This window comes from Streptomyces sp. Je 1-79 (assembly GCF_025195125.1).
GTDB lineage: Bacteria > Actinomycetota > Actinomycetes > Streptomycetales > Streptomycetaceae > Streptomyces.
Window position 1 is genome coordinate 389,125 of the sequence record NZ_JAMGSL010000002.1, and the last position, 26,105, is coordinate 415,229.

Here is a 26,105-nt window from a genome sequence, read left to right on the forward strand (position 1 = left end):
CACGCAGTCACAGTGCTGACTCTGCGTCACGTCGTGGGGTGAAGAACGCTAGGGGCTGGCGAAGAGGCCCGTCAACGAGCACGGGGGGCGCAGGGGAGCGCGGCTGTCCACTCCCCTGCGCCCCCCGCGGAATCACGGTCAGAGGCGCGGATCCACCGGCTCGGACTCCAGTGCGAGCACCGCGAACACGGCCTCGTGCACCCGCCAGAGCGGCTCGCCCTCGGCCAGCCGGTCCAGCGCTTCCAGGCCGAGCGCGTACTCACGCAGAGCGAGCGAACGCTTGTGCCCGAGGAAGCGGTTCCGCAGACGCTCCAGGTTCTCCGGGCGGGTGTACTCCGGGCCGTAGATGATCCGCAGGTACTCACGGCCGCGGACCTTCACGCCCGGCTGGACGAGCCGGCCGCCGGCGCCGCGGACCAGTGCGGCGAGCGGCTTGACGACCATGCCCTCGCCACCGGCCGCCGTCATCTCCAGCCACCAGTCGACACCGGCCCGTACGGACTCCTCGTCACCCGTGTCGACCACGAGCCGTCGGGTGACCTGGAGCAGACCGGTCGGGTCGGAGTCGGTCATCCGGTCGAGCCACCCGAGCTGCTCGTCGTGCGGCACGGCCGCCAGCGAGCGGCCCCGCGCGGCGAGGACCTGGAACGGCGCGAAGCGCACGCCCTCCAGACCCTGCGTCGGCCAACAGTACCGGCGGTACGCCTCGGTGAACGCCTCGGCGTCCGAAGCCCGTTCGCGCTGCTTGGCGAGGAGCGCGTCCACCCCTTCCACGCCCCGCGCCACCGCCTGCTCCAGCGCGCCGAGCGCGCCGGGGAAGACGGCACGGGAGGCCGCGCCGACCGCCGCGTACTGCGAGCGCAGCAGCCCGGTGGACTTCAGCGACCACGGCATCAGTTCGCCGTCGAGCAGCAGCCAGTCCCCCGCGCCGGAGGCGCTGTCCGATGCCGACAGCTCGTCCCACAGCCCGGCGGCGGTGACGGCCGCCCGCAGCCGCGCCAGGACCTGCTCGGTGACCTCGGGATCGTCGAAGAAGGGCCGGCCGGTACGGGTGTGCAGCGCGCCGGTCGCTCCGACGACGCCGAACCGTTCCCGCGCCGTGTCCTCGTCCCGGCAGACCAGGGCGACGGCCCGGGAGCCCATGTGCTTCTCCTCGCACACGACCCGCTCGACACCCTCCGCCCGGTACTGGGCGAAGGCCTCGGCGGGGTGCTCCAGGTAGCCCTCCTCCTTCGAGGTCGCGGTCGGCGCCATCGTCGGCGGCAGGTAGGCGAGCAGCCGCGGGTCGACCGCGAAGCGGCTCATGACCTCCAGGGCCGCCGCCGCGTTCTCCTCCCGTACCGAGACGTTGCCCATCTGCCGGGTCTCCACGATCCGGCGTCCGTGCACGTCGGCGAGGTCGAGCGGGCGCCCCTCGTGGCCGCCCGGCGCCTCGGTCGCGAGCGGCCGCGCCGGCTCGTACCAGACCTTCTCCGCCGGTACGTCGACGAGTTCCCGCTCCGGCCAGCGCAGCGCGGTCATCTTCCCGCCGAAGACGGCGCCGGTGTCCAGGCAGATGGTGTTGTTCACCCACGAGGTGTTCGGGACAGGCGTGTGGCCATAGACGACGGTGGCCCGGCCGCGGTACTCCTCCGCCCACGGGTAGCGCACCGGCAGCCCGAACTCGTCGGTCTCCCCCGTCGTGTCCCCGTACAGGGCGTGCGAGCGCACCCGCCCGGAGGTCCGGCCGTGGTACTTCTCCGGCAGACCCGCGTGGCAGACGACGAGCTTCCCCTCGTCGAGGACGTAGTGGCTGACGAGCCCGTCGATGAACGCGCCGACCTCGGCCCGGAACTCCTCGCTCTCCCGGCCCAGCTGCTCGATCGTCTCGGCGAGGCCGTGGGTCTCCTGGACCTTGCGGCCCTTGAGCCAGCGGCCCAGCTTGTTCTCGTGGTTCCCGGGAACACAGAGGGCGTCGCCGGCCGCGACCATGGACATGACGCGCCGCAGAACGCCCGGGCTGTCCGGACCGCGGTCGACGAGGTCGCCGACGAAGACGGCCGTACGCCCCTCGGGGTGGTGGCCGTCGACGTAACCGAGCCTTCCGAGCAGGGTCTCCAGCTCGGAGTGGCAGCCGTGGATGTCACCGACGATGTCGAACGGGCCGGTGAGGTGGCGCAGGTCGTTGAACCGCTTCTCCAGGACGACCTCGGCCGCCTCCACCTCCTCGACGCTGCGCAGCACGTGCACCTTGCGGAAGCCCTCACGCTCCAGTCCGCGCAGCGAGCGGCGCAGCTCGCGGCGGTGGCGCTGGATCACGTGGCGCGGCATGTCCGCCCGGTCGGGGCGGCCCGCGTTCCGTGCCTGGCAGACCTCCTCGGGGAGGTCGAGGACGATCGCGATGGGCAGCACGTCGTACTGCCGGGCCAGCTGCACCAGCTGACGCCGGGCCTCCTGCTGGACGTTGGTGGCGTCCACGACGGTCAGCCGTCCCGCCTCAAGCCGCTTGCCGGCGATGTAGTGCAGGACGTCGAAGGCGTCCCGGCTGGCGCTCTGGTCGTTCTCGTCGTCGGCGACCAGGCCGCGGCAGAAGTCGGAGGAGATGACCTCGGTGGGCTTGAAGTGGCGGCGCGCGAAGGTGGACTTGCCGGAGCCGCTCGCACCGATGAGGACCACGAGGGACAGGTCGGTGACGGGCAGCTTGCGGGTGCCGGTGGCGGCGGTGGTCTCGGTGGTCATGCCTGCTCCTCCTTCGGGGTCGCGGCGTGCTGGGTGAAGACGGCCATCTGGGTGGGCGGGCCGACCTCGGGGTCGTCCGGGCCGACGGGGGTGAACCCGACCCCGTATCCGTACTCTTCGGCGACGCGCCCCGCCCAGGCGCGGAACTCCTCGCGGGTCCACTCGAAGCGGTGGTCGCCGTGCCGGACGTGCCCGGCCGGGAGGGACTCCCAGCGGACGTTGTACTCGACGTTCGGGGTGGTCACGAGCACCGTCCGGGGTCGTGCTGAGCCGAACACGGCGTACTCCAGCGCCGGCAGCCGCGGCAGGTCGAGGTGCTCGATGACCTCGCTCAGGACGGCCGCGTCGTAGCCGGTCAGACGCTTGTCGGTGTACGCGAGCGAGCCCTGGATCAGCTTCACCCGGCCGGCCTGGCGCTCACCGAGACGCTCCAGACGCAGCCGGCGCCCGGCGATGGTCAGGGCCCGTACGGACACGTCGACGCCGACGATGTCGGTGAAGCGCACGTCCTTGAGCAGCGCCTGCACCAACTGGCCCTGTCCGCAGCCGAGGTCGAGCACGCGCGTCGCGTCGGCGGCGCGCAGGGCGGCGAGGATCGCCTCACGGCGCTGCTCGGCGAGCGGGACCGGCTTCTCCTCGGTGTCGGTCGTCTCGTCGACCGCGTTGTCGACGTCCTCGACGTCCAGCCCGTCCGTCTCGGCGAGCCGCACCAGCTCCAGGCGCTCCATGGCGTCCCGTGTCAGGCCCCAGCGGCGGGAGAGGTAGCGGCTGGTGATCAGCTTCTGCTCGGGGTGCTCGGCGAGCCAGCCGTCACCGGCGCGCAGCAGCTTGTCGACCTCGTCCGGCGCGACCCAGTAGTGCTTGGCGTCGTCGAGGACCGGAAGCAGGACGTACAGCTGGTTGAGCGCGTCGGCGAGCCGCAGCTCCCCTTCGAGGACGAGCCGTACGTAGCGCGAGTCGCCCCACTCCGGGAACGACGTGTCCAGCGCCACGGGCTCCGCCTCGACCGTGTCCCAGCCGAGGGGCGCGAACAGTTTGCGGACCAGTTCGGCACCACCGCGCGCCGGGAGCGCCGGGACCTCGACGCGCAGCGGCAGGGAGGCGGCGGCGCGCTCGGGCATCGCCTTGCAGGCGCCGCGCAGGGCGCTCTTGAAGACGGTGGAGAGCGCGACGGCGAGCAGCGAGGACGCGGCGTAGGGCCGGTCGTTCACGTACTGCGCGAGCGCGGAGTCGGGGGCGCCGCCCCGGCCCTTGCCCTTGCCCCGCCGCACCAGACCCACGGGGTCCACCTCGAGGAGGAGCGCGGCCGTGCACCGCTCGGCGGTCGCCTCGGGGTAGAGGACGTGCGCCGTGCCGTGCGAGGTCGAGAACGTCTGCGCGTTGTCGGGATGCTTGTGCAGCAGGAAGCCCAGATCGGTCGCGGGACGTTCGCGGGTGCCGGTCGTACTGATTGTCAGGAACACCCGTCCGAGTATGGTCCGGAAACCCGGCTCCGACCAGGCATTTTCCGGGTGCCGCCGCCGGCCGGGGCCGGTTCGGCGGCCACCGGCGCGGCGTGGGCCGGACGGGTTCAGCGGGTGCCGCCGCCGGCGCGGCGCGGGCCGGGCGGGTTCAGCGGGTGTCGCCACGGGCGCGGGCCGGGCGGGTTCAGTTCGGCCGGCGGCGGACCTCCTGCACCTCGCGGGAGATCGCCCAGGCGTCCGCGACCTCGCCCATGTGCCCGAGCTTGTCGGGGTTGATCACCGTGCGGATGGTCTGGATCTGCCCGTCGAGCACGTCCAGCGTCAGGGCGTGGAGAACCCTGCCGTCCCGGTCGCGGAAGATCGCGCCCGGTTGGCCGTTGACCTCGTGCTGCTCGAACGTGACGTCCACGAGGGCCAGGAGCGGGATGTAGGTGCCGAGCAGCCGGGCCACGTTCTGCGCGCCCATGATGGCCCTGGCCAGCTGCGGGGCCTTGCCGCCGCCGTCTCCGACCAGCTGTGCGTCGGCGGCGAGCAGCTCCCGCAGCCCGTCCATGTCGCCCGCCCTCAGCGCGTCGAAGAACCGCGTCGCCAGCTCCTTGCGCTCCTGCCGGTCCGCCTCGAACCGCGGCCGCCCGGCCTTCATGTGCCGTCGCGCCCGCACCAGTAGCTGCCGGCACGCCGCCTCCGACCGCCCCACGGCCGACGCGACCTCGTCGAACCCGAAACCGAACACCTCCCGCAGCACGAACACCGCCCGTTCCAGCGGGCTGAGCCGCTCGAGGAGCAGCAGCGCGGCCATGGAGACCGAATCGGCGAGTTCCGCCGCCCGCGCCGGATCCTCGTACGGATCGCTCAGCAGCGGCTCGGGGAACCAGGGGCCCACGTACTCCTCCCGCCGCATGCGCGCGGAGCGGAGCACGTCGACCGAGATCCGGGTGATCGTGGTCGACAGGAAGGCCTTGGCCGACGTGGGCCGGGTCGGCGAGCCGTCGAAGCGCAGCCATGTCTCCTGTACCGCGTCCTCGGCCTCGGCCACACTGCCCAGAATCCGGTAGGCGATCGAGAACAGCAGCGGTCGCAACTGCTCGAACTCCTCCACCTTGTTCATGCCGATCCTCTCCCCCTGGCACCGGGCCGCTCGCCGATGCGGATGCTTCAGCCGCTGCCGTTCAGTGCTGGAACTGCCCGGCCTGGTACTCACCGTTCGCCGGCTGCTGCGTGATGATGTTCAGTCGGTTCGCCGTGTTCATGAAGGAGATCAGGATGACCAGGGCGGTGAGCTGCTCCTCGTCGTAGTGCTTGGCAGCCGCCTCCCATACCTCGTCGCTGACACCACCGGCCGCGTCCGCGGTCCGGGTCCCCTCCTCCGCCAGCTCCAGCGCGGCGCGCTCGGCCTCGGTGAAGACGGTGGCCTCGCGCCACGCCGCCACCAGGTTCAGCCGCACCGAGGTCTCGCCGGCCGCGGTGGCCTCCTTGGTGTGCATGTCGATACAGACGGCGCAGCCGTTGATCTGGCTGACGCGCAGCGCCACCAACTCCTGTGTGGCGGCCGGCAGCGGCGAGTCCTTGAGCGCCTTGCCCGCCGACATGAAGTACTTGAAGGCCTTGCCGGCGGTCGGGCTGGTGAAGAAGTTCAGTCGCGCGTCCATGGGGTGCTCCTCCGTGGTGGTCGGTGGCTACACCCTTGAGACGAGACAGCCCGTACCCCTGTGACACGACCCGATGTGACCTGCGTCTCCCTGGACACCCGACCCCGTTCCCGCCCCGTACCCGACCCGTACCCGCTCCCGTACTCGGCCCCGTACCCGACGCCGGGTACGGGGCCGGGTACGGGGCGGACGCGTCAGGGCGCCGCGGCCACGGCGGCGGCCAGCGCGGCGATCCGGTCGGGGCCCACCCGGCAACAGCCGCCGATCAACCGGGCCCCGGCCGCCGGCCAGCCCCGCATCCGGCCCGGGTCGAAGGCGCCGCCGCCCCGCCAGGCCCGGGCGCCGGCGTCCCACTCCTCCCCGCTGTTCGGGTAGACCACGACCGGCTTGCCCGTACCGGCGGCGAGCTCCACCGCCCGCGCCGCGTCGCCCGGGTCGCAGCAGTTGACCCCGACCGCCAGCACCTGGTCGTTCCCCGCCACGAGCCCGAACGCCTCCGTCAGCTCCTGCCCGGCGCGCGTCCGCTCCCCCGCGATCGTGTACGAGAGCCAGACCGGCACCCCGCACCCCTCGACGGCCCGCAGCAACGCCTCGGCCTCGACCGTGTCCGGCACCGTCTCCAGCGCCAGCACGTCCGGGCCCGCCGCCACGAGCGCCTCGATCCGGGGCCGGTGGAACCGCTCCAACTCGCGTACGTCCAGCCCGTACCGGCCCCGGTACTCGCTGCCGTCGGCGAGCATCGCCCCGTACGGCCCCACCGACGCGGCCACCCACACCGGCTCCGCGGCCCCCTCCCCCGCCGCCCGGGCCAGCTCCACGCTCCGCGCGAGCAGCCGCGCCGCCTCGGCCCTCCCGACGCCGCGCCGGGCGAAGCCCTCGAACGTGGCCTGGTAGCTGGCCGTGATCAGCACCCGGGCACCCGCCCGTACGTACGCGGTGTGCGCCGCCTCGATCTGCTCGGGCCCGTCGGCCAGCAGTCGCGCCGACCACAGCTCGTCGCGCAGGTCGCACCCCTGCGCCTCCAACTGGTTGGAGAGGCCCCCGTCGAGGACGAGCACCTCGCGGGAGAGCGCCTCGCCGAGGGTGTGGACGGGCTTCATCGACGCGCCTCCGTTCAGCCGAGCTGGGACTGGACCTGGGAGGAGATCAGCTCCAGGTGGTCCAGGTCGTCCAGGTCGAGAACCTGCAGGTAGATCCTGGACGCCCCGATCGCGCCGTACCGGCCGATCTTGTCCACGACCTCGGCGGGTGAGCCCGCCAGACCGTTCGCCTTCAGCTCCTCCACCTCGCGACCGATGGCCGCCGCCCGGCGGGCCACCTCGGCGTCGTCCCGGCCGACACAGACCACCAGGGCGTTGGAGTACACGAGCTCGTCGGCCCCGCGCCCAGCGGCCTCGGCGGCGGCCCGGACGCGCCCGAACTGCCGCTCGCTGTCCTCCAGCGAGGCGAACGGGATGTTGAACTCGTCGGCGTACCGCGCGGCCAGACGCGGCGTACGGCTCGCGCCGTGTCCCCCGATGAGCACCGGGACCCTGTCCTGGGCCGGCTTCGGCAGCGCAGGCGAGTCGGTGAGCTGGTAGTACTCACCGTCGAAGGAGAACGTCTTGCCGAGCTCGGTGCCCCACAGCCCGGTGACGATCGCCAGCTGCTCCTCGAGACGGCCGAACTTCTCCTTGGGGAACGGGATCCCGTAAGCCCGGTGCTCCTCCTCGAACCAGCCCGCTCCCAGGCCCAGTTCGACCCGACCGCCGGACATCTGGTCGACCTGGGCGACCTGGATGGCCAGGACTCCGGGAAGGCGGAAGGTGCCGGCGGTCATCAGCGTGCCGAGCCGGATCCGCCGGGTCTCCCGGGCCAAGCCGGCCAGCGTGATCCAGGCGTCCGTCGGCCCGGGCAGCCCGTCGGCGGAGCCCATGCTGACGTAGTGGTCCGATCGGAAGAAGGCGTCGAAACCGAGGTCCTCGGTGGCCTTGGCGACGGTGAGCAGGGTGTCGTAGCTCGCACCCTGCTGGGGCTCGGTGAAGATTCGAAGATCCATACCTCCATCCTGCACCTATGTGCGGCCGTCAACCTCTCCGTCAGCGCCAGGACCGCCGCGGCTCGGTCGGGTGAATATCCGAGCCCCTGGCGGGCGATGCCCGAGCAGCCGGTACAGCCGCCCGTACAGCAGTCCGTGCCCGAGCAGAGGGGCTCCGGCGCCCCCACGGGCCTGCTGCAGCAGATGGAAGAGCTGATGGCCGCGCTCAACGCCGACTTGTCGCAGCTCGACTCCGACCTCCAGTCCTCGACGGACCGCACCCGGTTCCCCGCGGGGGACGAGCCCCGGACGGGCTGACGGCATCCTGGGCGCGCACCGGTGCTCTCGCCGACGGCCGTGCCCGCCGTCGCCGTTCACCGCGCTCCCGCCGGGCCCGCCCTGCCCCGAGCCGCATCGGGCGGCCGGTCACGCTCCCTGACCGCGAGGCGGCGCAGCATCCCGCGCACCCGGTCGTTCGACTCGTCGGCGGCGTCGATGGCCTCGATGCACTGCCAGTACAACCCCTCCTCGTCGGTCGCGCACGCCACACCGACCAAGGCGATCCCCACTTCTCCCAGGAGCGCGCCGAGCGCGGTCAACGCCAGGCGCGCGTCCCCCACTTCGGTCAGCTGTGCGGCCCTCGGTCCGCCCGTCCGCAGCACCGGATGGTCGGCCACCCCGCGTCCGCCGCCGATCTCACTGAGCCCCCGCGCCTCACTCCGCAGCTCCTGCGGTCCGCAGAGCGCGAGATGACTCCCTATCGCCTGCGCGAGGGCCTGGGCCTGCCAGGCCTCCGCCACGATGTCCAGCGCCGTCCCGCTCTCCGCCAGCGCGTGCCGGCCCGTCGCGATCAGTCGCTCCGCTTCCATGTACGCCGCCCCCGTTCGTACGACTTACTGCCCACTGAATCCATTACCCAGAGTGAAGGCGCCTGAGCCCAAACGCCAGAGGAATTCGGAAATCTGTGGACAGGAAGCTCGATGGGGAGAAGTCGATCACTCCGAAGAGTGACGATCACCGTTTTCAGTGGCGTTGAGCGCCCCCTCCCGCGCCCCCTCCCTCAGTGCCGGCCCCTTCTTCTCCCGTGCGCCGCCCCGCGGGGAAGCGGAGTTCGTTCCTGTCGATCTTCGCCGACAGCGCGGCAAGCACGTCGACGCCCAGCACCTCGCAGAACTGGAGGAGATACGCCAGCACGTCGGCGACCTCGTCCTCCACCCGGTGCGCCGTGTCCGGATCCTCCATCACCCGGTCCGCCTGCTGCGGTGTCAACCACTGGAAGATCTCCAGCAGTTCGGCGGCCTCGACGCTCAGCGCCGCCGCAAGGTTCTTCGGCGTGTGGTACGGCTGCCAGTCGCGCGCGGCCGCGAACTCGGTCAGCCTGCGCTGCAGTCCCGCTACATCCAGTTCACTCACGTGCCAGGTCTACCACTGACACCCCGGGCGTCTCGCGTGCGTATCCCGCGGCAGCCTCCCCGACCGTGCCCACGAGCCGGATGTGCCCCTCGGAGCCGATGCCGGCGGCGAGGCCGAGCAGTGCGCGCAGCTGGGGCCCGTCCAGGGATCCGTCGAGTCCGTCGGCGAGGACGGTCAGGGTCCGCATGGCGGCGGGCACTTCGGCGAGCTGGTCCATGGCGAGCACGCCGGGTCCGGTGAGCAGGACGAGGGCGAGGGCGAGATAGCGCAGTTCGCCGTCGCCGAGCCGGCCGAACGGGGTCCCGCCCGGCCGGCCGTCGCCGACCCGCCCGGGTGTCGCCCCGCCAAGCCTGTCGTCGTCGAGCCGCCCGGGTGTCGTCCCGCCCGGCCGGCCGCCGGCCCTCGGCTCGCGTTCCAGCAACGCCCGTACCGTCGCGTCCGGCAGCTCTTCCACCCGCAGCCCGGTGACCACACCCGCGCAGCCGGCGTCCGCCACCGCGGCGAGGCGTGCGTGGCGGCGCGCGCACTCGGTGGCGGTGCGGTGGAGCACCTCCGCGAGGTTGTCGCAGCCGCGCCGCAGCCGCCCCTCGCCCATCGGCACGGGCGCCCGCATCCGCCGCGGCTGCGGGTCGCAGGGGAAGACCGACCGCAGCGCGACCACCAGCTGTTCGGCGGCTGCCAGGACCTCCAGTTGCCCCTTCGTCTTTCCCGCCACGCGCAGGGGGAGCAGGGCGGTGCCGAGCAGGTCGTCGGGGAACGGCGCCCGGGTGACGGGGGTGGTGCCCGCGGTGTGCCACTCGGCCTGGACGGTGCTGCGGCCGGGGTCGCGGAGGGCGGTGGTGAGGAGCGTACGGCCGCGGCAGGTGAGCCGTTCGCCGACGATACGGAGTGCGGGTTCGACCTGGACCGCGAGGTCGAGTCGGACGGGCCCGGCCGGTCCGTCGACGGTGCAGCCGATCCGGAAGCCCCGCCTCCCCTGGGCGTCGGGCCGGGCCCGCTCGGGCACGCAGGCGGCGGCGTCGGGGAAGGCGGCGGCCAGGTCCTCGCCCGCGCCCAGCCGGGCCAGGGCCTCGTACGCCCGCAGGGCGGTGGACTTGCCGCTGCCGCTGGCCCCGGTGAAGAGCGTCACGGGGCCGAGCGGGTGGACGGCGGAGCGGTGGGAGGCGAAGGCGGAGAGGCGGAGTTCGGTGATGACGGGGCGGGCGGGTCGGCGCACGGAGGGATCCATGTGCTGAGCCGGCACCTGGCGCCGCGCGCCGCCCCCGACCGCGGCACGACCGCCCGCCTCGCCACCGACCGCATCCCCACCGGACGCGGCACCGCCGGCCGGACCGCCCTCCGCCAGGTCACCGCACCCCACCGGGTCGCCACCAGACGGGTCACCGCCAGCCGGACCACCGCCTGACGGGCGGACGGCCGCCCGCCTTCCCTCCGCCGGTTCACCGGTCGTCGCCCGGCCTCCCTCCGCCGGTTCACCGGCCGCGCGGTCCCCTGCCGGACCGCGTAACGGGGCCCGGACCGGGCTCCGTACCGGAGTCGTACAGGCATGGGAGACAGCGGATGAGGAGGAGACGGAGTCATGCGTGCGGTCGGGCGCGAGGCCGCCGGTGGAGTCCATGATCGGACCGTACGCAGGCCCGAGGATGACGAACCGTTACGCCCTGGGCATCTTCCTACGATCGGGGGACGGCGACGCCGGCCGCGTCCTCCTCGGCCCCCGCGTCCGGCGCGCCCTCGACCTCGGTGCCGGCCGGTGCGAGCAGGAAGACGTTGCGGTCGACCCGGTGCATGACGCTGCCGAGTCCGAAGACGACGCCGCTGCTGAAGTCCAGGATCCGCTTGGCGACATCGGTGTCGGCGCTGGTCAGGTCGAGGAGCACGGGAATCTGCGCGATCAGGTACTCGGCGACCTCGCGGGCGTCCGCGAAGACCTGCACCCGCAGGACGATCATGCGGCGCTGCTCGGCGTCCTCGTACGGATCGGACATCGTGCGGTGGTCGACCCTGGACGGCCATTCGTCACGACCCCGCAGGGGCAGGACCTGGGCGAGGCCCTCCCACTGCTCGTCGGTGACGTCGTACCTCTCGTACCTACTCATGCACCCATCCTCCCGTTACTCACCCGTTCGGCCCAACAGCGACACGAGCCGATCGGGTGTGCGATCCGCGAACGGTCAGCGTTCGACCGGCAGTCCGCGTGGTTCCTTGATCCGTTTCATGATGATCTGCGAGTTGACCTCGGTGACTCCGGTCAGCGAGGTCAGCCGCTCGATCCAGAGCCGTTCGTACGCGGCGAGGTCGGCGACGGCGATCCGCAGCAGGCAGCCGGGGCTGCCGAAGAGGCGGTGCGCCTCGATGACGTCGGGGATGTCCCGCAGCGCCTCCTCGAAGGCCTCGACGGTCTCCCGGTCGCGCCGGACCTCGATCGAGACGAGTACCTCGAAGCCGCGCCCGACCGCCGCCGGGTCGATGACCGCGCGGTAGCCCTGGATCACGCCGTCCTCCTCCAGCTGCCGCACCCTCCGCAGGCAGGCCGAGGCGCTGAGGCCGATGCGCTGGGCGAGCTCCAGGTTGGTCAGCCGACCGTCTTCCTGGAGTTCGCGCAAGATACTGCGATCGATCCTGTCCATGACGCAATTATGCACTCCGGAATTCACGATTCCGGAGCCGGATTCGCAATCACATTCGACACAAGCTGGCCTATCGTTGCGAAGGCGACGACCTTCGATCCCCGGGACAGACAGACATGCAGTGGACACGCGACGACCGGCCCCGCCGGATCACCCTCATCAGCACGGGCGGCACGATAGCCAGTCGCTGGCAGGGCACCGGGTACGCCGCCGACGCCTCCGGTGACGACGTCCTGGCCACGTCGGCGCTGCCCGAGGGCGTGACGGTCGAGGTCGTCGACCTCTTCAACGTCAACAGCTCCCGGATGACCTCCGCCCGCCAGCTCACCCTGCTGCGCGCGGTCCACGCGGCGCTCGCCGACCCCGGCGTGGACGGCGTGGTGGTCACCCACGGCACGGACACCCTGGAGGAGTCCGCGTTCTTCCTCGACCTCCACCACTCCGACGCGCGCCCGGTCGTCTTCACCGGCGCCCAGCGTCCGCTCGGCACGGGGGACGGCGACGGCCCCGGCAATGTGTACGACGCCCTTCAGGTCGCCGCGTCCGTACGCGACCTGGGCGTGCTGGTGGTCTTCGACGGCCGGGTGCACGCGGCGCGCGGCACCGTGAAGACGCAGACCCTGGCGGCGGACGCGTTCGCGGACCCCTCGGACGCCGTCCTCGGGAAGGTCGGGTTCGGCAGTGTCGACATCCGCCGCAGCCCGGACCGGCCCACGCCGCTGCCCCTGCCCACGGCGGCCGTCGAGGACCTTCCCCGGGTCGACGTGGTGATGCACCACAGCGACGGGGACCCCCTCTTCCTGAACACCGCCGTCTCGGCCGGCGCGCGGGGGGTCGTCCTCGTCGGCACCGGCGCGGGCAACGCCACCCCGGAGATCGCCGAGGCCGTCGGGGCGGCGGTCGCGCAGGGCACCCTGGTGGCGCTGAGCACGCGGGTGCCCTCCGGCCCGATCGCCGAGCTCTACACAGGCGGCGGAGCCGTCGACCTCGTGGCCGCCGGAGCCGTACCGGCCGGGACGCTGCGTGCGGGGCAGGCCCGGATGGCCGTGCTCGCGACCCTGCTGTCCGACGTCGGCCCGGAGCGCCGCCCGGCGCTGCTGCACGCCCTGTTGAACGGCCCGGCCCGCCCGGAGCCCGCCCTGACTGCGTCCGGCTCCCGCTTCAACGGCTCCTCCTGACGTCATCCCCGACGCCCCCGACGCTCTCCCCTCTCCTCACCGCCCCTCCCCCGAAGGCACCTCCATGACGACTGTCTCCCGCCGTGAGCACGACCTCCTCGGAGAGCGGGAGGTGCCCGTCGACGCCTACTGGGGCATCCACTCCCTGCGCGCGATGGAGAACTTCCCGATCACGGGAACGCCGATCTCCGTCTACCCTCAGCTGATCAACGCGCTGGCGGCCGTCAAGGAGGCCGCCGCGCTGACCAACGAGGAACTCGGCCTGCTCGCCCCGGAGAAGGCGGCCGCCATCGTCACCGCCTGCCGGGAGATCCGCGCCGGCAAGCTGCACGAGCAGTTCGTCGTCGACGTCGTCCAGGGCGGCGCCGGGACCTCGACGAACATGAACGCCAACGAGGTCGTCGCCAACCGCGCCCTCGAACTCCTCGGCCACGCCAAGGGCGAGTACCGGCACCTGCACCCCAACGAGGACGTCAACCTCAGCCAGTCCACCAACGACGTCTACCCGACCGCCGTACGGATCGCGGCGATCACGGCCGTCCACGGTCTCCTCCAGGCCACGGCGGTGCTCCAGGACGCGTTCGCGGAGAAGGCCTTCGAGTTCCGCGACGTCCTGAAGATGGGCCGCACCCAGCTCCAGGACGCGGTGCCGATGACGCTGGGCCAGGAGTTCTCCACGTACGCGGTGATGCTGGACGAGGACCGCAACCGGCTCGCCGAGGCCGTGGAGCTCATCCACGAGATCAACCTGGGCGCCACCGCGATCGGTACGGGTCTCAACGCCCCCGCCGCCTACGCCGAGACGGCCCGCCGCCACCTCGCCGCGATCACCGGCATGCCGCTGGTGACCTCCGCCAACCTGGTGGAGGCGACCCAGGACTGCGGCGCGTTCGTCCAGCTCTCGGGCGTCCTCAAGCGGCTGGCGGTCAAGCTCTCCAAGACCTGCAACGACCTGCGCCTGCTCTCCTCGGGGCCGCGGGCCGGCCTGAACGAGATCAACCTCCCGGCGGTCCAGGCCGGTTCGAGCATCATGCCGGGCAAGGTCAACCCGGTGATCCCGGAGGTCGTCAACCAGGTCGCCTTCGAGGTGATCGGCAACGACATGACGATCACGATGGCGGCGGAGGGCGGCCAGCTCCAGCTGAACGCCTTCGAGCCGATCATCCTGCACTCCCTGGCGAAGAGCATCACCTCGCTGCGCGCGGCCTGCCTCACCCTCGCGGAGCGCTGCGTGGTGGGCATCACGGCCAACGTGGACGAGCTGCGGGCGGCGGTCGAGAACTCCATCGGCCTGGCCACGGCCCTCAACCCGTACATCGGCTACACGGCCGCGACCGCGATCGCCAAGGAGGCCCTCCTGACGGGTCGGGGCGTCGCCGAACTCACCCTGGAGAAGGGCCTCCTGCCGGCGGAACGCATCGCGGAACTGCTGACCCCGGAACGCCTGACGGGCGCCGAGGTCCGCCCGGTCGCCTGATCATCTCAGCGGACCGCCGGTCGGCTGATCTGTCCAGACCAGCGGCGTCGTCCGCGCCCCCGCCACGCCGGCCGACCGCTCACGCCGGCCGTCGCTCACGTACGCCGATAGCTCACGCCGGCCGATCGCTCGCCTCGGCCGACCACCGCGCACCTCGGCCGAGCGCTCACGTCGGCTCCTTGAGCTCCTCGGGCCGTGCGGCGGGTGCGGACGGCTTCGCACGGGCCTGGGAGCCCAGAGCCGCCAGTCGGTTCGCGAGCAGCTCTCTGCGCTCCGCCGCCTCGGCCAGCACCGTACGGCGCTGCCAGAGCTGTCGGCGGTATCCGAGTTCCACGGTGCCCAGGGCCAGGACAAGACTGACCAGCGCCACGACCACGGTCAGAACGCCGTCGCGCCACGCCCCGGGACCGGACAGCGCGGCGGGGAGCGTGTGCGCTGCGGTCACCGTGATGTTCAGCGCCACCCATAGGATGTAGGTGCGAAGGAGCCAGGGCTGGTCCTGCGCCAGCCAGGTCAGACGGGGGCGCCGGGTCTCGTCCGCCAGCGCTGCGAGAGCCCGGCCGATGTCGTCGAGCACCCAGGATGCCTTCTCCCGCTGCTCCCGCGTCAGCGGCGACGACCAGAGGCGAGTCCGCGCGTCCAGCCGGGCGATCGCCCGCCGCAGGACCCTTCGGGACACAGGTACCGGCAGCGCCTGTGGCCACCGTGTCCACTGGTCCTCGTCCCGCTTCGTGGCCTGGATGGAAGCCGCGGCCGTGCGCACCACAGCCAGCACCACGACGAGCCCCACGACCAAGGACGGCAGGACTCCCAGCTCACCCATCCGGAACACACCGAACAGCGCGAAGAGCACTATCGTGACCGCGGCCGGGTAGGTCCGGCGGACGTAGGTCTCGTGCCTGACCGAGTGGAGCTCGCGCTCCCAGGCGTCGAAGGTGGAGCGGAAGAGGGCATGGACGACGAAGCCCGTCACTAGAAGGGTGCACATCAGCGACACCGACCACCCGACGACCAGATAAGCGACGGGAATCCTCCCAGGGCGCGCCTGCGCGCCCTCGTGAGTGAAAGCGAACCCCACGGAGACGAGCGCCGGCACGGCGATGGCGGTGCCCAGCCATCGATCCTGCATGACCTGACTGCGCCGTCCCGCCGGGATCGGGTGCCAAGTCCGCGCCACCCGGTGCTCCAGGAGGGCGATCAACTGCAGTAGGTCGGTGGTCCAGCTACGGCACAGCAACGAGTGGGCCTGCCGGTTCGCGAGGTCGCCTAGCTGGGCCGGCAATTGCTCGGCCCTCGGGGCCACCGCACCGTCCAGCAGTATCGGTATGACGGTCGTGCCCATGCGCATCGCGAGGTCGATCTCGCGGCAGACCCAGTCCTCCTCGAGGAACAGCCGCCTGGCCCCCGCCTCGTTCCGTTCGTCGGCCCAGCCCTCATGGATGCCCACGAGGAGCACCTCGCAGTCCGTCAGGCGCTGCCGTAACGCGTCCGGATAGCGGTCGCCCGGCATGATCGACGCGGTGTCGAGGAACACCTGCTCGTCCCCGAAGTGCTCAGCGAGCCGCTCCCGCAGGTCTCGCACCGCCTCAATGTGATTCCCCTGCCGGTAGTTGACGAAGATGCCGCCCACGCTTCCCTTCCCCCTCCCACCCACGCCGCCCCGAACCGGGGGGCGATGCAGGTAGGTGCAACGTCTGCGCCATCGTCTCCGATCCGATGGACGAAGCTCTCCGCGAGAGCTGCCTGGGAGGGTACGAGAAGGTCACCCTCGTGACGGCAGCGGAGGGAAGGCAAGGGCGTTGACGGCGCGGTGGTCGACGTGCGGTCGACCGGCGAGCTCCGAGTCGAGCATCCGCAGCCGATCGAGGCAGTGGCGTTGAGCGCCATAGACCTGCCTGGTCTGCGCCCAGACGGAGTCGCCGTCGGCGAGCGCGGAGGAGATCCTGATCGATCCGGACCTGATCGTCAGGGACTCCACCGCCCCGCCCCCGTGCGGTTCGCGCCTGGGGCCCGGTCACCGCGCGGGGGCAGGCGTGAGCCTGCCCTCCCCCGACGGAAGAGGTCAGGCAGGGCCGGGACGGGACCGATCGTCCCGAGCCGTCAGACGCGCAGCCACACCGCCAGTCCCCAGGCAGACGGCCCTCGGTTTCGAGTGGGCCGCTGGAGAGGATGACGTGTTCGTGCGGTGGGAGGGTCGTGGGCGTCCGTGAGAGGTTGACGACGCAGACGAGGCCCTCCCGGCGGGGCGAGGGCGAGTACGTCCTCGCCGGCGGGCAGCCAGCCCATCGGGCCGTCACTGAAGCCCGGTTCGGTCCGGCGGAGCGCCAGGGCCGTCCGGTACAGCGCGAGCATCGAATCCGGGTCCGTGTCCTGGCGGTCGACCGCGTAGCGGGCCCACTCCGCAGGCTGCGGCAGCCACGGCTCGGCGTACGGGCCGAAGCCCTACCAGGGTGCTTCGGCGGTCCACAGCACAGGCACCCGGCAGCCGTCGCGTCCGGGGTCGACGCCGTCGGTGCGGGCACGCATCGGATCCTGGATGCGGTCGAGCGGGGTGTCGGTCTCGGCACTCAGTTCCTCGCCCTGGTACGCGTAGACGGAACCGGGGAGCGCAAGGGTCAGCAGGGCGGCGGCGCGTGCGCGCCGGGCACCGAGGCCGAGGTAGAACTCTGACAGTGAATGATGGCGAGATGCTGGCTTATTGAGCGTTCTCGTTAATCCTTTGCGCCACGGGGGAACCGGAAGTTGGGGCGTCACATCCGCGCAGGTCAACGACGTGCGACTCCGGCGTCGGGGAACGATGAGGGGCGGGGCGGGGGCGCGGACGGCGCTTCGGGCGCGGAGTTGGGTGCCGGCCGGGAAGGGGGCGGCGCCGGGCTCGGCCGAGCGGGGTCGGCCGAGCGGGGGTGGCAGTCGGGTCAGCCCACCGGGGGCGGTGCCGTCGAGCCTCGGACGACGAGTTCGGGCTCGAAGAGAAGCTCGCCGGGGTCGGTCTGCGTGCCCTGGATCTGGGCGCAGAGCAGCTCGACCGCCGCGCGCCCCATCGCCTCGATGGGCTGGCGGACCGTGGAGAGCGGCGGCTCGGTGCAGTTCATGAAGGCGGAGTCGTCGAAGCCGACGACGGACACCTGCGACGGAACCGAGAGCCCCCGCCTGCGCGCGGCCCTGATCGCGCCCAGGGCGAGCGGGTCGCTGGCGCACACGATGCCGGTGACCCCCCGCTCAAGGAGGCGGTTGGCGGCCGCCTGGCCTCCTTCGAGCGAGAAGATCGAGCGTACGACGTACTCGTCGGGCAGCTTCGCGCCCGCGGCCTCGGCCACCGCGCGGGCCGCCTCCAGCTTGCGCCGCGAAGGGACGTGGTCGTTAGGGCCGAGGACGAGTCCGATCCGCTCGTGCCCGAGGGACGCGAGGTGGCGCCAGGCCTGCTCGACGGCGACGGCGTCGTCGCAGGAGACGCAGGGGAAGTTGAGCCCGGCGATGGACGCGTTGATGAGGACCACCGGGATGTTGCGCTCCGCCAGCTGGTGGTAGTGGTCGTGCGGCGCGTCCGCCTGCGCGAACAGCCCTCCGGCGAAGACCACGCCGGACACCTGCTGCTGGAGGAGGAGATCCACGTAGTCGGCCTCGGAGACACCGCCCTTGGTCTGCGTGCACAGCACGGGCGTCAGCCCCTGCTGGGCGAGCGCGCCGCCGATGACCTCCGCGAACGCGGGGAAGATGGGGTTCTGCAACTCCGGCAGGACCAGCCCGACGAGGCGCGCTCGCTCGCCGCGCAGCTGCGTGGGCCGCTCGTAGCCGAGCACGTCCAGCGCCGTGAGGACGGACTGCCGCGTCGCCTCGGAGACACCGGGCTTGCCGTTGAGCACACGGCTGACCGTCGCCTCGCTGACCCCCACCTTCTTGGCTACTTGAGCAAGTCGTCGCGTCATGAACGCAAGACTATCGCAAGACCCGCAAGATTGTTGCGTCGCTTCCTGCCTCGTATGCTCCGCCCGCCACAGGCCGGAGCGCGGGGCCGTCCACCTGCGGAATCGGCGGCTTGGCCCGCACAAACGGCGGCTCGGCCCGCGGAGCCGGCGGCTCGGCGGCTGTCCTCGGCCCGCCTCCTGCCGCCGGTGGGACGGAAGCGGCGCGCAAATGCTTGCGGAAGAACGCAACCCGCGTCGGCCCGCTCGCGAGCGCCCGTCCGACGCCGTCCCGGCGCCCCCGCCGACGGATGGCCACACGGTCTGGCCGAGTCATGAGCCCGTCGGCTCGGGGAGAGGGAGCGCGATGCGGAACGTGCAGCCCTGGCCCGGGGCGGTATCGAGGGTGATGCGGCCGCCGTGCGCGGTGACGAGGGCCTGGGCGATGGCGAGGCCGAGCCCGGAGCCGCCGGTGGCGCGGGTGCGGGAGTCGTCGGCACGGTAGAAGCGGTCGAAGACCCGGTCGCGTTCGGCCTCGGTCAGACCGGGGCCCCGGTCGGCGACTTCGAGGACGGCGTACGGGCCCGCGGTGCCGACGCCGATCCGGACGGGGGTGCCGGGAGGGGTGTGGGTGACGGCGTTGCCGATCAGGTTGGAGACGACCTGGCGGAGCCGGGCCTCGTCCGCGACGGCCGGGGCCGTGGACGGTTTCCCGCCACCGGGACCGGTCAGGGTCACCGCGCGGGTCGTGTCGAGGGCTCGTACGTCGTGAAGGGCGTCCGCCACCAGCGTACGGAGGTCCATGGGCGCGAGGTCGAGGGCGAACGCCGCCGACGCCGACGGGTCGTGGCCGTCCTCGTCGAGTCGGGCGAGGAGCAGCATTTCCTCCACGAGTCGGGTGAGGCGTTCGGACTCCGCGGCGATCCGGGAATTGGCTGAGCATCTGGTTGAGGCAGGCGGTGAGGCGTCCCACCTCGGTGTGAGGAGCGGCCAGTTCCGGGACGCGGTGGGAGTAGTCGCCTGCGGTGATGGCCGTCGCGGTCTCCTCGATGCGGGTCAGGGGGCGCAGCCCGGAGCGGACGGCGAACCAGCCGGCGACGGCCAGGACCGCGAACAGGGCGGTCCCCACCGTCAGCGACAGGTTCCTGGCCTCGGCGATGGTGCGGTCGACCTCTTCGAGGGAGGTGGCCACGAGAACGCTCCCCCGAACGTCGGACCGTCCGGGCGGGAAGACCTCGGCGGGCTGGTCGAGTGCGACGACCCGCCAGCTGTGGCCGTCTCCGTCGTGCGCGGGAACCGTGAACGGGCGGCCCTCCTGGGCGATTACCTCCGCGCGGACGGCGCCTGCCCGTACACGTACGCCTCGCTCCTCGCCGAGATCTACCGCCGGGGCCACGTCTGGCGCTTCCGCGCCGTCGGGCAGGGCTATGACCACGGACTCGCCGGCCTCGCACGCGACTACGGAGTCGACATCGCCGGTTGAACGAGGCGGGCGACGTCCGGAAGGCCGACGCCCCTACCGGACCGTGGCCGCCGGGGCGGCCTCCGGGCGGGTGCGGTTCCAGGGCATCCGGGACCATGGGAGCGCCAGTTCGCTCTGGTCGGAGACGTCCCGGGGGGCGAGGTTCTTGAGCGGGGTGGCCTCGTCGTGGCGGGCGAAGACCGTGTCGACGTAGCGGTGGCCGGTGTCGGCGGCGATGAAGAGGACCGTCCGCCCGGCGTCGCGCTCGCGTTCGTGGTGCGCGGCGAGGTAGCCGGCGCCGGTCGACAGGCCCGCGAAGACCGCGTGTCTGCGCAGCAGGTCGACGCTGCCGGACAGCGCCGCGTCGAAGGAGATCCAGTGCAGGGTGTCGTACAGCTCGTGCGAGACGTTGCCGAAGGGGATGGAGCTGCCGATCCCGGCGATGATGATCTCCGGGTCGGCGACGTGCTCGGCGCCGAAGGTCACGCTGCCGTACGGCTGCACGCCCACGAGCCGGACGTCGGCCGGGCCGCCCGGGGCTGTGCGCAGCCGGCGGGCGAGGGCGCCGGTCGAGGCGCCCGAGCCGACCCCGCCGACGAGGGTGAGCCCCTCCCCGCCGGTGGCCTCGCGGATCCGGTCGGCGATCGCACGGTAGCCGAGGTAGTGGATGTCGTCGTGGTACTGCCGCATCCAGTGGTACTCGGGGTGCGCGGCGAGGATCTCGTGGATGCGCTCCACCCGCCGCTTCTGGTCGAGTTTGAGGTCGTCGCACGGATCCATCTGTTCCAGCGTGGCGCCGAGGACGGCCAGTTGGGTCCGCAGCGTCCGGTCCACCGTCGTCGAGCCGACGATGTGGCAGCGCATGCCGTGCCGGTGACAGGCCAGGGCGAGCGCGTACGCGTAGATGCCGCTGGAGCTGTCCAGGAGCGTGTCCCCGGGCCGTACGGTTCCGGTGTCGAGCAGGTGGCGCACCGCGGCGAGGGCCGAGACCACCTTCATCGTCTCAAAGCGCAGGCAGACGAGCCGGTCGTCGAGGCGTATCAGGTCCGGCCGGCCGATCGCCTCCGCGATGTGCTGGTCCATTCAGGAACTCCTTGGTGGTGGGGAAGGTCGTGAAGGTCCGGGTGGCGGGGATGCCGTGGGAGTCCAGGGCGCGCAGGCAGTGGCGCACACGGTGCCGCAGCCCCGGCGCGGCCGGGTCGAGGAGCACGCCCGCCACCGCGCCGCTGTGCGCGATCTGTACGCCCGCCGCACCGACCTGCCGCGCGACGGCCGTCAAGGTGTCGAACTCCGGGTGGCCAAGGACCTGTTGGCCGCGCCGGGCGCTTGCGGTGGCGACCTCGCCCAGGAGCCCGGCGTCTCCGGTGGCCACCGCACGGCGCAGCAGTGCGCGCAGCCGCTCGTACTCCCGGATGTCGACGTCGGCGGCCTCCCGTGCGGGCAGGGCGAGCGTGTCCACGGGCGCGCCCCCGCCGAGCGTGCAGCCCACGACGACCAGGGGCGGGAGGGCCGGGCCGAGGATCTCCAGGACCCGGCCCTCCCGCTGGGCGAAGAGCACCGGACGGCCGTCCAGCATCAGCGGATCGCAGGCCAGTTCCGCCCGGACGGCCAGCCGGGCGACCGTCTCGGGGGCGAGCCGCAGCCCGTACGAGTCGGCGACGGCGCGGACGGTGGCGATCACGTCGCTGGTCGAGCTGCCCATGCCCAGCCCCACCGGGATGTCCCCCACGAGCCTCAACTCCCCGCCCGAGGGCGGGAGTCCCGCTCGCCGCGCGCACTCCACGACCGTCAGCGCCGCGGCGTCCGCGGCCTTCGTGCGGTCGGCGGGTACGACGGTGAGCGCTTCGGGTGCGGTACCGGGGCGGCGGGCGAACCGGGCGCGGCTGCCGGGGCCGGCCATGGGGAGGGTGACCAGGCCGGCGCACGTGCGCCCTTCGCCGTCGAGGAACGCCCCCTGGAGGATCTCGCCGTGGTGGCACGGCGCGTACCCGGTGCCGGTGGGGAGGGCACCGGCATCGGGTACGGCCGGACTGTGGGCCGCCCTGCCCGGCAGGGCCGGGTGGCGGGCCGTGTCCGCCCCGGCCGGGTGGTGGGCGGCCGGACTCTGGGGAGCCGGACGGTGGGCGGCCGTGCCCGCCACGGCCGGGCGGTGGGCCATCGTGCCCGCCACGGCCAGGGGGTGGGTGGTCGGGGTCACGCGCCGCCCACCGTCCGGTAGCGGTACAGGGCCGTCTCCTCGGCGCTGAACTGGGAGAAGGGGAACGGCTCCGCCGACAGGGCGGTCACACCCGAGCCGAGAAAGGCGCGGGCGACGGCGCTGCCGGTCTGCGCGTAGACGATCAGCGGGATGCCCCGGGACCGACAGCGCTCCAGGACGGTGTCGAACGAGCCGTTGCTCAGGGTCATCCCGGTGGCCACGACGGCTTCGGCGCGGTCGAGCACCTCGTGCATGTCGGCCGTGACGGGGTCGCCCCACTGGGTGGCCTTGAGGTTGAAGTCGCAGGGCAGCGGCTCGCCGCCGCGCTCACGGATCGCCGCGACCAGCGGGTTGACGACGCCGATGAGACCGACCGTGGCGCCCTGCTCGATGTCGAGCAGCCCGGCGATGGCCGCGTCGCGGGCCTTCGCACGGACCTCCGGGGCGCCGGAGGGCAGGGTCACGGGCTCGGCCTCGCCCGACTCCCCGGCGACGCGGTGCGGGCGGACCTCGGAGAGGTAGGCGTCGAGGGCGGCGATCCGCAGGGGGCGCGGGGCCTCGCGCAGCAGGACGTCGAGCGGGGTGCCGGAGGAGTCGCGGCAGACCGACGGGTCGATCTCGCCGGCCTCGAAGGCGCAGCCGCCGAAGGAGCCGCCGAGGCGGACCAGGACGTACTGATTGAGGTAGGTCGTGTCACCGCCCGCCAGGCGGGTGCCGTGGTGGATCCAGAACACGCTGGTCGCGACGAGTTCCGAGGGAAGCGGGCCGTGCTCGCCGGCCAGAACCGCCTCGACGAGCGCCTCGACGGAAAGGACTGGGTTAGGGGTGGAAAGTACAGGGGTGGAGGGGGCCAGAGCCATGGGTTTCCTTCTCACAGGGCGGGTTGGGGTGCCGGGACGGCGGTCCGGCGTCGCGTGCCCAGCGGGCCGCGGTAGGTGACGGCCGGGTGCCCCAGCGCGTCGGTGGTGAGCGCGGCGTCCACCTCGAAGACCTCGGCGAGCCGCTCGGCCGTCAGTACGGCGGCAGGGGTGCCGGAGGCGACGAGGCGGCCGTGGTGCAGGAGCAGCAGCCGGTCGCAGTAGCGGGCGGCGAGCGACAGGTCGTGCAGCGCGACCAGGACCGTCTGGTCGGTGCCGGCCAGCAGCTCCATCAGCTCCAACTGGTGCTTGACGTCGAGGTGGTTGGTCGGCTCGTCCAGCAGGAGCGCGTACGGCTGCTGGGCCAGCGCGCGGGCGATGTGGGCGCGCTGCCGCTCGCCGCCGGACAGCGCCTTCCAGGAGCGGCCGGCGAGTGCGGTGAGTCCGACACGTTCCAGCGCGGCGGCGACCACGGCCCGGTCGGTGGCGTCCGGTCCGCGCCAGCGGTCCCGGAAGGGAGTACGGCCCAGGCCGACGACGTCCGCGACCCGCAGATCGCTGTCGGCACCCGAGCCCTGTTCGACGAACGCGACGTGACGGGCGATCCGGCGCGCACTCCAGTCCCGTACGGATTCGCCGTCGTAGCGGACCGTGCCGGTGTCGGGGGCCCGCAGGCCGGCCAGGCAGCGCAGCAGCGAGGACTTGCCCGAGCCGTTGGGGCCGAGCAGCCCGACGGTCTCGCCGGGGGCGATGTCCGCGTCGACCTCCCGTACGACCGGGGTGCCGGCCACCGACCAGCTGAGCGTCTCGGCGGTGATCCTCACAGCTCACCCCGCTTGCGCAGGACGAGGAGGAAGAGCGGTACGCCGAGCAGGGCGGTGATCACGCCGACCGGGACCTCGCGCGGCGCGAAGGCGATCCGGGCGAGCGCGTCCGTCCACACCAGGAACACCGCGCCCGCGAGCGCCGCGTACGGCAGCAGCACCCGGTGCGACGGCCCCACGAGGAACCGCACCCCGTGGGGGACGATCAGCCCGACGAAGCCGATGGCGCCGACGGTGGCCACCGCGACCGCCGTCAGGGCGGCGGTGACCACGAGCAGGAGCATCCGGGTGCGCCGTACGCCGATGCCGAGGGAGGCGGCGGTGTCGGTGCCGAACGCGAGCCCGTCGAGGGCGTTCGAGCGGAGCCACGCGACCGCGAGACCGAGCGGGGTGACGATCGCGCAGACCACGACCGTGTCCCAGCGGGCCGGCGCCATCGAGCCGAGGAGCCAGTGGGTGACCGCCCGCGTGGTGTCGGCGTCCGCCGAGGCCATCAGGACGAGCGAGGTCAGCGCGGTGAAGAGCTGGCCGATGACGACTCCGGTGAGGACGATCCGTACGGAGTCGAGGCCGGTGCGCCGCAGCAGAAGGAGCAGGAGCGCGAAGGAGAGCAGCGCGCCGGCGAGCGCACCGCCGGTGACCCCGAGCGTGCTCGCGCCGACCCCGAGGACGACGACGGCCACGGCTCCCGCCGACGCGCCGGAGGAGACGCCGAGGAGGTAGGGGTCGGCGAGCGCGTTACGGGTGACCGCCTGGAGCACCGCGCCGCACACGGCGAGCGAGGCCCCGACGAGGGCGGCCATCAGCACGCGCGGCAGCCGCAGGTCCCAGACGAGGGAGTCCAGCAACGGGGGCAGGGGCTCCACGTCCAGTCCGAGACGGGCGCCGAGGACACGGGCGAGGTCCGCCCAGCCCACGTCGGCGGTACCGACGCGCACGGCCGCGGCGATCGAGCCCGCCAGAGCGGCCACGGCGAGGAGCAGGAGGAGAGCCCGGGCACCCCGGGACGTGCCATTTCCGTACGGCCGAAGGGCGACGCCCCCGCCGGACGGCGCGGCGGCGCCTCCCCCGCCCGACACGGCCCGCGTGACGACGGACTCCCCCGGCCCCGCCTCCCGCCCCCGGGCCGCCGGGCGCAGCAGGTCGACCGGACCTCCCCCGGCGTCCGGTTCAGCGGACATGGCCGAGGCCCTTCATCCCCTGGGCCAGCAGCCCGAGCGCGTGTACGGAGCGGACCGACGGGTCCAGCTCGATGCCCGGCACCGTGAGGATCCGGCCTTCGCGGACCGCGGACAGCTTCGAGACCACGGGGTGGCGGGTCATCGTGGCGCGCTTCTCGGCGGCGCTGTCGCCGGGCCGTCCGCGCTCGGACAGGTCGCCGATCACGATGAAGTCCGGGTCGCGCTCGGCGACTTCCTCCCAGGTGACCTCCGGCCAGTCCTCGTCCACGTCGTCGAAGGCGTTCTTCGCGCCGACGATCCGGCTCATCTCGCTGGGCAGACCGGTCCCGCCCGCCACGTACGGCATGCCGTTGAAGACGGAGTAGAGGTAGACGACCGTCGGCCGGTCCGCGCCCCGGGGGGCCCTGGAGGCGTTCTCCCCCGCCTTGGCGACCGCGGCGCGCTGCTCGGTCGCCAGCCGGTCGGCCCGCTCCTGCGCGCCGAAGACCTTGCCGAGGTTCTCGTAGTCGGAGAAGAGCAGCTCGAAGGGGGTCGCGCCGGCCGGGCTCTGCCGCGGGCAGTCGACGGCGCTGACGAAGGTGGGGACCTTGAGGGCGTCCAGCTCCTCACGGGTGCCGGCCCGGTCCTTGGTGAAGAGGTCCGCGGAGCCACCGACGACGAAGTCGGGTGTGGCGGCCCTCAGTTGTTCACCGGTGGCGATCTTCGGGGCGATGACCGGGATCCCGGCGTACGCGGCCTCGTAGCGCGCGGGGATCTTCGTCTTGAGGTTGGCGGTGCCCGCCATCCTTTCCTGGAGTCCGAGTTCGAGCAGGGTCTCGGTCGAGGTCTGGTCCAGGGCGACGGTCCGCCGCGGCGGTTCGGCGAAGGACACCCGGCGGCCGCAACTGGTGACGGAGGCCGACGCGGCGGAAGCCGACGCGGCGGTGGACCTGGCGGCGGGCTCGGAGTCCGCTCCGGCACCGCCGCCGCCGGCCGCGGAGCAGCCCGCGGTGGCGAGGGCGAGGGTGAGGGCGATGCCGAGACGGGCGGGGTGGCGCATGGGCGATCTCCGGTCTGAGGAAGCGGGGGGCACCGGGCAGGAGTGCCGCGTTCGAAGGGTACTGTAACGACAATCGTTTTCATTAACCACTTCGGGGT

25 protein-coding genes and 3 pseudogenes are annotated in these 26,105 nt (G+C 72.7%); 5 read left to right on the forward strand and 23 right to left on the reverse strand.

The genetic code is table 11. The annotated features are described in order from the left end of the window. Positions 1-138: 138 nt before the first annotated feature. The 6 genes from M5362_RS04605 to M5362_RS04630 form a co-directional block, all read right to left on the reverse strand. Complete coding sequence (locus tag M5362_RS04605) at positions 139-2,718, reverse strand: polynucleotide kinase-phosphatase (protein WP_260225996.1); 2,580 nt, start codon at positions 2,716-2,718, stop codon at positions 139-141. Beyond that, entirely contained in the window at positions 2,715-4,181 is a 1,467-nt protein-coding gene (locus M5362_RS04610; protein ID WP_260225997.1) for a 3' terminal RNA ribose 2'-O-methyltransferase Hen1, read from the reverse strand. Before M5362_RS04610 ends, M5362_RS04605 begins: the two co-directional genes overlap by 4 nt. Positions 4,182-4,365: 184 nt before the next feature. Further along, positions 4,366-5,289, reverse strand: a complete 924-nt coding sequence (locus M5362_RS04615) for an RNA polymerase sigma-70 factor (RefSeq protein WP_260225998.1) — start codon at positions 5,287-5,289, stop codon at positions 4,366-4,368. Positions 5,290-5,350: 61 nt separating this feature from the next. Continuing rightward, the gene (locus M5362_RS04620; protein WP_260225999.1) at positions 5,351-5,830 is read right to left on the reverse strand and encodes a carboxymuconolactone decarboxylase family protein; all 480 of its coding nucleotides are present in this window, start codon (positions 5,828-5,830) and stop codon (positions 5,351-5,353) included. 194 nt (positions 5,831-6,024) lie between these two features. Then, the gene (gene mmuM / locus M5362_RS04625) at positions 6,025-6,930 is read right to left on the reverse strand and encodes a homocysteine S-methyltransferase (protein ID WP_260226000.1); all 906 of its coding nucleotides are present in this window, start codon (positions 6,928-6,930) and stop codon (positions 6,025-6,027) included. A 14-nt stretch (positions 6,931-6,944) separates the two neighbouring features. Further along, the gene (locus M5362_RS04630) at positions 6,945-7,868 is read right to left on the reverse strand and encodes an LLM class F420-dependent oxidoreductase (protein WP_260226001.1); all 924 of its coding nucleotides are present in this window, start codon (positions 7,866-7,868) and stop codon (positions 6,945-6,947) included. A gap of 96 nt (positions 7,869-7,964) precedes the next feature. Between M5362_RS04630 and M5362_RS04635 the strand changes: the two genes are divergently transcribed. Beyond that, positions 7,965-8,165, forward strand: coding sequence for a hypothetical protein (locus tag M5362_RS04635; protein WP_260226002.1), 201 nt, complete (start codon positions 7,965-7,967; stop codon positions 8,163-8,165). Between the two features lie 56 nt (positions 8,166-8,221). On the opposite strand, the gene M5362_RS04640 is transcribed toward M5362_RS04635, so the two are convergent. The 3 genes from M5362_RS04640 to M5362_RS04650 form a co-directional block, all read right to left on the reverse strand. Continuing rightward, the gene (locus M5362_RS04640) at positions 8,222-8,716 is read right to left on the reverse strand and encodes a DUF6099 family protein (protein WP_260226003.1); all 495 of its coding nucleotides are present in this window, start codon (positions 8,714-8,716) and stop codon (positions 8,222-8,224) included. A 154-nt stretch (positions 8,717-8,870) separates the two neighbouring features. Then, complete coding sequence (locus tag M5362_RS04645; protein WP_260226004.1) at positions 8,871-9,260, reverse strand: nucleotide pyrophosphohydrolase; 390 nt, start codon at positions 9,258-9,260, stop codon at positions 8,871-8,873. Beyond that, positions 9,253-10,488, reverse strand: a complete 1,236-nt coding sequence (locus tag M5362_RS04650; RefSeq protein ID WP_260226005.1) for an ATP-binding protein — start codon at positions 10,486-10,488, stop codon at positions 9,253-9,255. The genes M5362_RS04645 and M5362_RS04650 overlap by 8 nt, the downstream gene beginning before the upstream one ends. Here M5362_RS04650 and M5362_RS04655 point away from each other — a divergent pair, their 5' ends adjacent. Further along, a complete protein-coding gene (locus M5362_RS04655; protein WP_260226006.1) occupies positions 10,489-10,665 on the forward strand; it encodes a hypothetical protein in 177 nt (58 codons plus the stop codon). It abuts the gene before it with no gap. A gap of 268 nt (positions 10,666-10,933) precedes the next feature. Here M5362_RS04655 and M5362_RS04660 read toward each other — a convergent pair whose 3' ends face one another. Both M5362_RS04660 and M5362_RS04665 read right to left on the reverse strand, forming a co-directional pair. Continuing rightward, the gene (locus tag M5362_RS04660) at positions 10,934-11,359 is read right to left on the reverse strand and encodes a cell division protein SepF (RefSeq protein WP_260226007.1); all 426 of its coding nucleotides are present in this window, start codon (positions 11,357-11,359) and stop codon (positions 10,934-10,936) included. Positions 11,360-11,434: 75 nt separating this feature from the next. Continuing rightward, positions 11,435-11,890 carry an Lrp/AsnC family transcriptional regulator gene (locus M5362_RS04665; RefSeq protein ID WP_260226008.1) on the reverse strand — a complete coding sequence of 152 codons (456 nt, stop codon included), beginning with the start codon at positions 11,888-11,890 and terminating at the stop codon, positions 11,435-11,437. A gap of 116 nt (positions 11,891-12,006) precedes the next feature. On the opposite strand from M5362_RS04665, the gene M5362_RS04670 reads away from it, so the two are divergent. Both M5362_RS04670 and aspA read left to right on the forward strand, forming a co-directional pair. Further along, positions 12,007-13,068 carry an asparaginase gene (locus tag M5362_RS04670; RefSeq protein ID WP_260226009.1) on the forward strand — a complete coding sequence of 354 codons (1,062 nt, stop codon included), beginning with the start codon at positions 12,007-12,009 and terminating at the stop codon, positions 13,066-13,068. Between the two features lie 64 nt (positions 13,069-13,132). Continuing rightward, positions 13,133-14,545, forward strand: coding sequence for an aspartate ammonia-lyase (aspA, locus tag M5362_RS04675; protein WP_260226010.1), 1,413 nt, complete (start codon positions 13,133-13,135; stop codon positions 14,543-14,545). A gap of 166 nt (positions 14,546-14,711) precedes the next feature. On the opposite strand, the gene M5362_RS04680 is transcribed toward aspA, so the two are convergent. From M5362_RS04680 to M5362_RS33105, 6 genes and pseudogenes are all read right to left on the reverse strand, one after another. Then, positions 14,712-16,175 (reverse strand): toll/interleukin-1 receptor domain-containing protein, encoded by a 1,464-nt coding sequence (locus tag M5362_RS04680; RefSeq protein ID WP_260226011.1) that lies wholly within the window; start codon positions 16,173-16,175, stop codon positions 14,712-14,714. Between the two features lie 132 nt (positions 16,176-16,307). Continuing rightward, positions 16,308-16,523 (reverse strand): hypothetical protein, encoded by a 216-nt coding sequence (locus M5362_RS04685; protein ID WP_260226012.1) that lies wholly within the window; start codon positions 16,521-16,523, stop codon positions 16,308-16,310. A 122-nt stretch (positions 16,524-16,645) separates the two neighbouring features. Next, positions 16,646-17,203 (reverse strand): annotated as a pseudogene (locus M5362_RS04690) (DUF3459 domain-containing protein); the annotation flags it as partial. 257 nt (positions 17,204-17,460) lie between these two features. Beyond that, entirely contained in the window at positions 17,461-18,471 is a 1,011-nt protein-coding gene (locus M5362_RS04695) for a LacI family DNA-binding transcriptional regulator (RefSeq protein ID WP_260226013.1), read from the reverse strand. A gap of 309 nt (positions 18,472-18,780) precedes the next feature. Then, the gene (locus M5362_RS33100) at positions 18,781-19,329 is read right to left on the reverse strand and encodes a HAMP domain-containing sensor histidine kinase (RefSeq protein ID WP_308354847.1); all 549 of its coding nucleotides are present in this window, start codon (positions 19,327-19,329) and stop codon (positions 18,781-18,783) included. Positions 19,330-19,441: 112 nt separating this feature from the next. Further along, positions 19,442-19,843, reverse strand: a pseudogene (locus M5362_RS33105) (two-component sensor histidine kinase); the annotation flags it as partial. Between M5362_RS33105 and M5362_RS04705 the strand changes: the two are divergent. Continuing rightward, positions 19,814-19,930, forward strand: a pseudogene (locus M5362_RS04705) (TerD family protein); the annotation flags it as partial. The pseudogenes M5362_RS33105 and M5362_RS04705 overlap by 30 nt on opposite strands. A 33-nt stretch (positions 19,931-19,963) precedes the next feature. On the opposite strand, the gene M5362_RS04710 reads toward M5362_RS04705, so the two are convergent. Genes M5362_RS04710 through M5362_RS04735 form a run of 6 tightly spaced genes read right to left on the reverse strand, consistent with a single transcriptional unit; the run spans position 19,964 to position 26,007 of the window. Next, positions 19,964-20,992, reverse strand: a complete 1,029-nt coding sequence (locus M5362_RS04710; protein WP_260226014.1) for a pyridoxal-phosphate dependent enzyme — start codon at positions 20,990-20,992, stop codon at positions 19,964-19,966. Then, on the reverse strand, positions 20,913-22,106 hold the full coding sequence (locus M5362_RS04715) for a GHMP kinase (RefSeq protein ID WP_260226015.1): 1,194 nt from the start codon (positions 22,104-22,106) through the stop codon (positions 20,913-20,915). The genes M5362_RS04710 and M5362_RS04715 overlap by 80 nt, the downstream gene beginning before the upstream one ends. Next, complete coding sequence (locus M5362_RS04720) at positions 22,103-22,966, reverse strand: Rossmann-like domain-containing protein (protein ID WP_260226016.1); 864 nt, start codon at positions 22,964-22,966, stop codon at positions 22,103-22,105. Before M5362_RS04720 ends, M5362_RS04715 begins: the two co-directional genes overlap by 4 nt. 11 nt (positions 22,967-22,977) lie before the next feature. Beyond that, complete coding sequence (locus tag M5362_RS04725; protein WP_260226017.1) at positions 22,978-23,787, reverse strand: ABC transporter ATP-binding protein; 810 nt, start codon at positions 23,785-23,787, stop codon at positions 22,978-22,980. Further along, a complete protein-coding gene (locus tag M5362_RS04730) occupies positions 23,784-24,968 on the reverse strand; it encodes an iron ABC transporter permease (RefSeq protein WP_260226019.1) in 1,185 nt (394 codons plus the stop codon). Before M5362_RS04730 ends, M5362_RS04725 begins: the two co-directional genes overlap by 4 nt. After that, complete coding sequence (locus M5362_RS04735) at positions 24,958-26,007, reverse strand: ABC transporter substrate-binding protein (protein ID WP_260226020.1); 1,050 nt, start codon at positions 26,005-26,007, stop codon at positions 24,958-24,960. The genes M5362_RS04730 and M5362_RS04735 overlap by 11 nt, the downstream gene beginning before the upstream one ends. Between the last annotated feature and the right edge of the window lie 98 nt (positions 26,008-26,105).

Coding starts and splice junctions, on each gene's coding strand:
- M5362_RS33100 (WP_308354847.1), bottom strand. CDS start 19,329: ATGCTGCTCCTCGCCCGACTCGACGAGGACGGCCACGACCCGTCGGCG.
- M5362_RS04640 (WP_260226003.1), bottom strand. CDS start 8,716: ATGGAAGCGGAGCGACTGATCGCGACGGGCCGGCACGCGCTGGCGGAG.
- M5362_RS04630 (WP_260226001.1), bottom strand. CDS start 7,868: ATGGATCTTCGAATCTTCACCGAGCCCCAGCAGGGTGCGAGCTACGAC.
- M5362_RS04720 (WP_260226016.1), bottom strand. CDS start 22,966: ATGGCTCTGGCCCCCTCCACCCCTGTACTTTCCACCCCTAACCCAGTC.
- M5362_RS04660 (WP_260226007.1), bottom strand. CDS start 11,359: ATGAGTAGGTACGAGAGGTACGACGTCACCGACGAGCAGTGGGAGGGC.
- M5362_RS04670 (WP_260226009.1), top strand. CDS start 12,007: ATGCAGTGGACACGCGACGACCGGCCCCGCCGGATCACCCTCATCAGC.
- M5362_RS04650 (WP_260226005.1), bottom strand. CDS start 10,488: ATGGATCCCTCCGTGCGCCGACCCGCCCGCCCCGTCATCACCGAACTC.
- mmuM (WP_260226000.1), bottom strand. CDS start 6,930: ATGAAGCCCGTCCACACCCTCGGCGAGGCGCTCTCCCGCGAGGTGCTC.
- M5362_RS04615 (WP_260225998.1), bottom strand. CDS start 5,289: ATGAACAAGGTGGAGGAGTTCGAGCAGTTGCGACCGCTGCTGTTCTCG.
- aspA (WP_260226010.1), top strand. CDS start 13,133: ATGACGACTGTCTCCCGCCGTGAGCACGACCTCCTCGGAGAGCGGGAG.
- M5362_RS04695 (WP_260226013.1), bottom strand. CDS start 18,471: ATGACGCGACGACTTGCTCAAGTAGCCAAGAAGGTGGGGGTCAGCGAG.
- M5362_RS04730 (WP_260226019.1), bottom strand. CDS start 24,968: ATGTCCGCTGAACCGGACGCCGGGGGAGGTCCGGTCGACCTGCTGCGC.
- M5362_RS04735 (WP_260226020.1), bottom strand. CDS start 26,007: ATGCGCCACCCCGCCCGTCTCGGCATCGCCCTCACCCTCGCCCTCGCC.
- M5362_RS04665 (WP_260226008.1), bottom strand. CDS start 11,890: ATGGACAGGATCGATCGCAGTATCTTGCGCGAACTCCAGGAAGACGGT.
- M5362_RS04620 (WP_260225999.1), bottom strand. CDS start 5,830: ATGGACGCGCGACTGAACTTCTTCACCAGCCCGACCGCCGGCAAGGCC.
- M5362_RS04635 (WP_260226002.1), top strand. CDS start 7,965: ATGCCCGAGCAGCCGGTACAGCCGCCCGTACAGCAGTCCGTGCCCGAG.
- M5362_RS04710 (WP_260226014.1), bottom strand. CDS start 20,992: ATGGACCAGCACATCGCGGAGGCGATCGGCCGGCCGGACCTGATACGC.
- M5362_RS04605 (WP_260225996.1), bottom strand. CDS start 2,718: ATGACCACCGAGACCACCGCCGCCACCGGCACCCGCAAGCTGCCCGTC.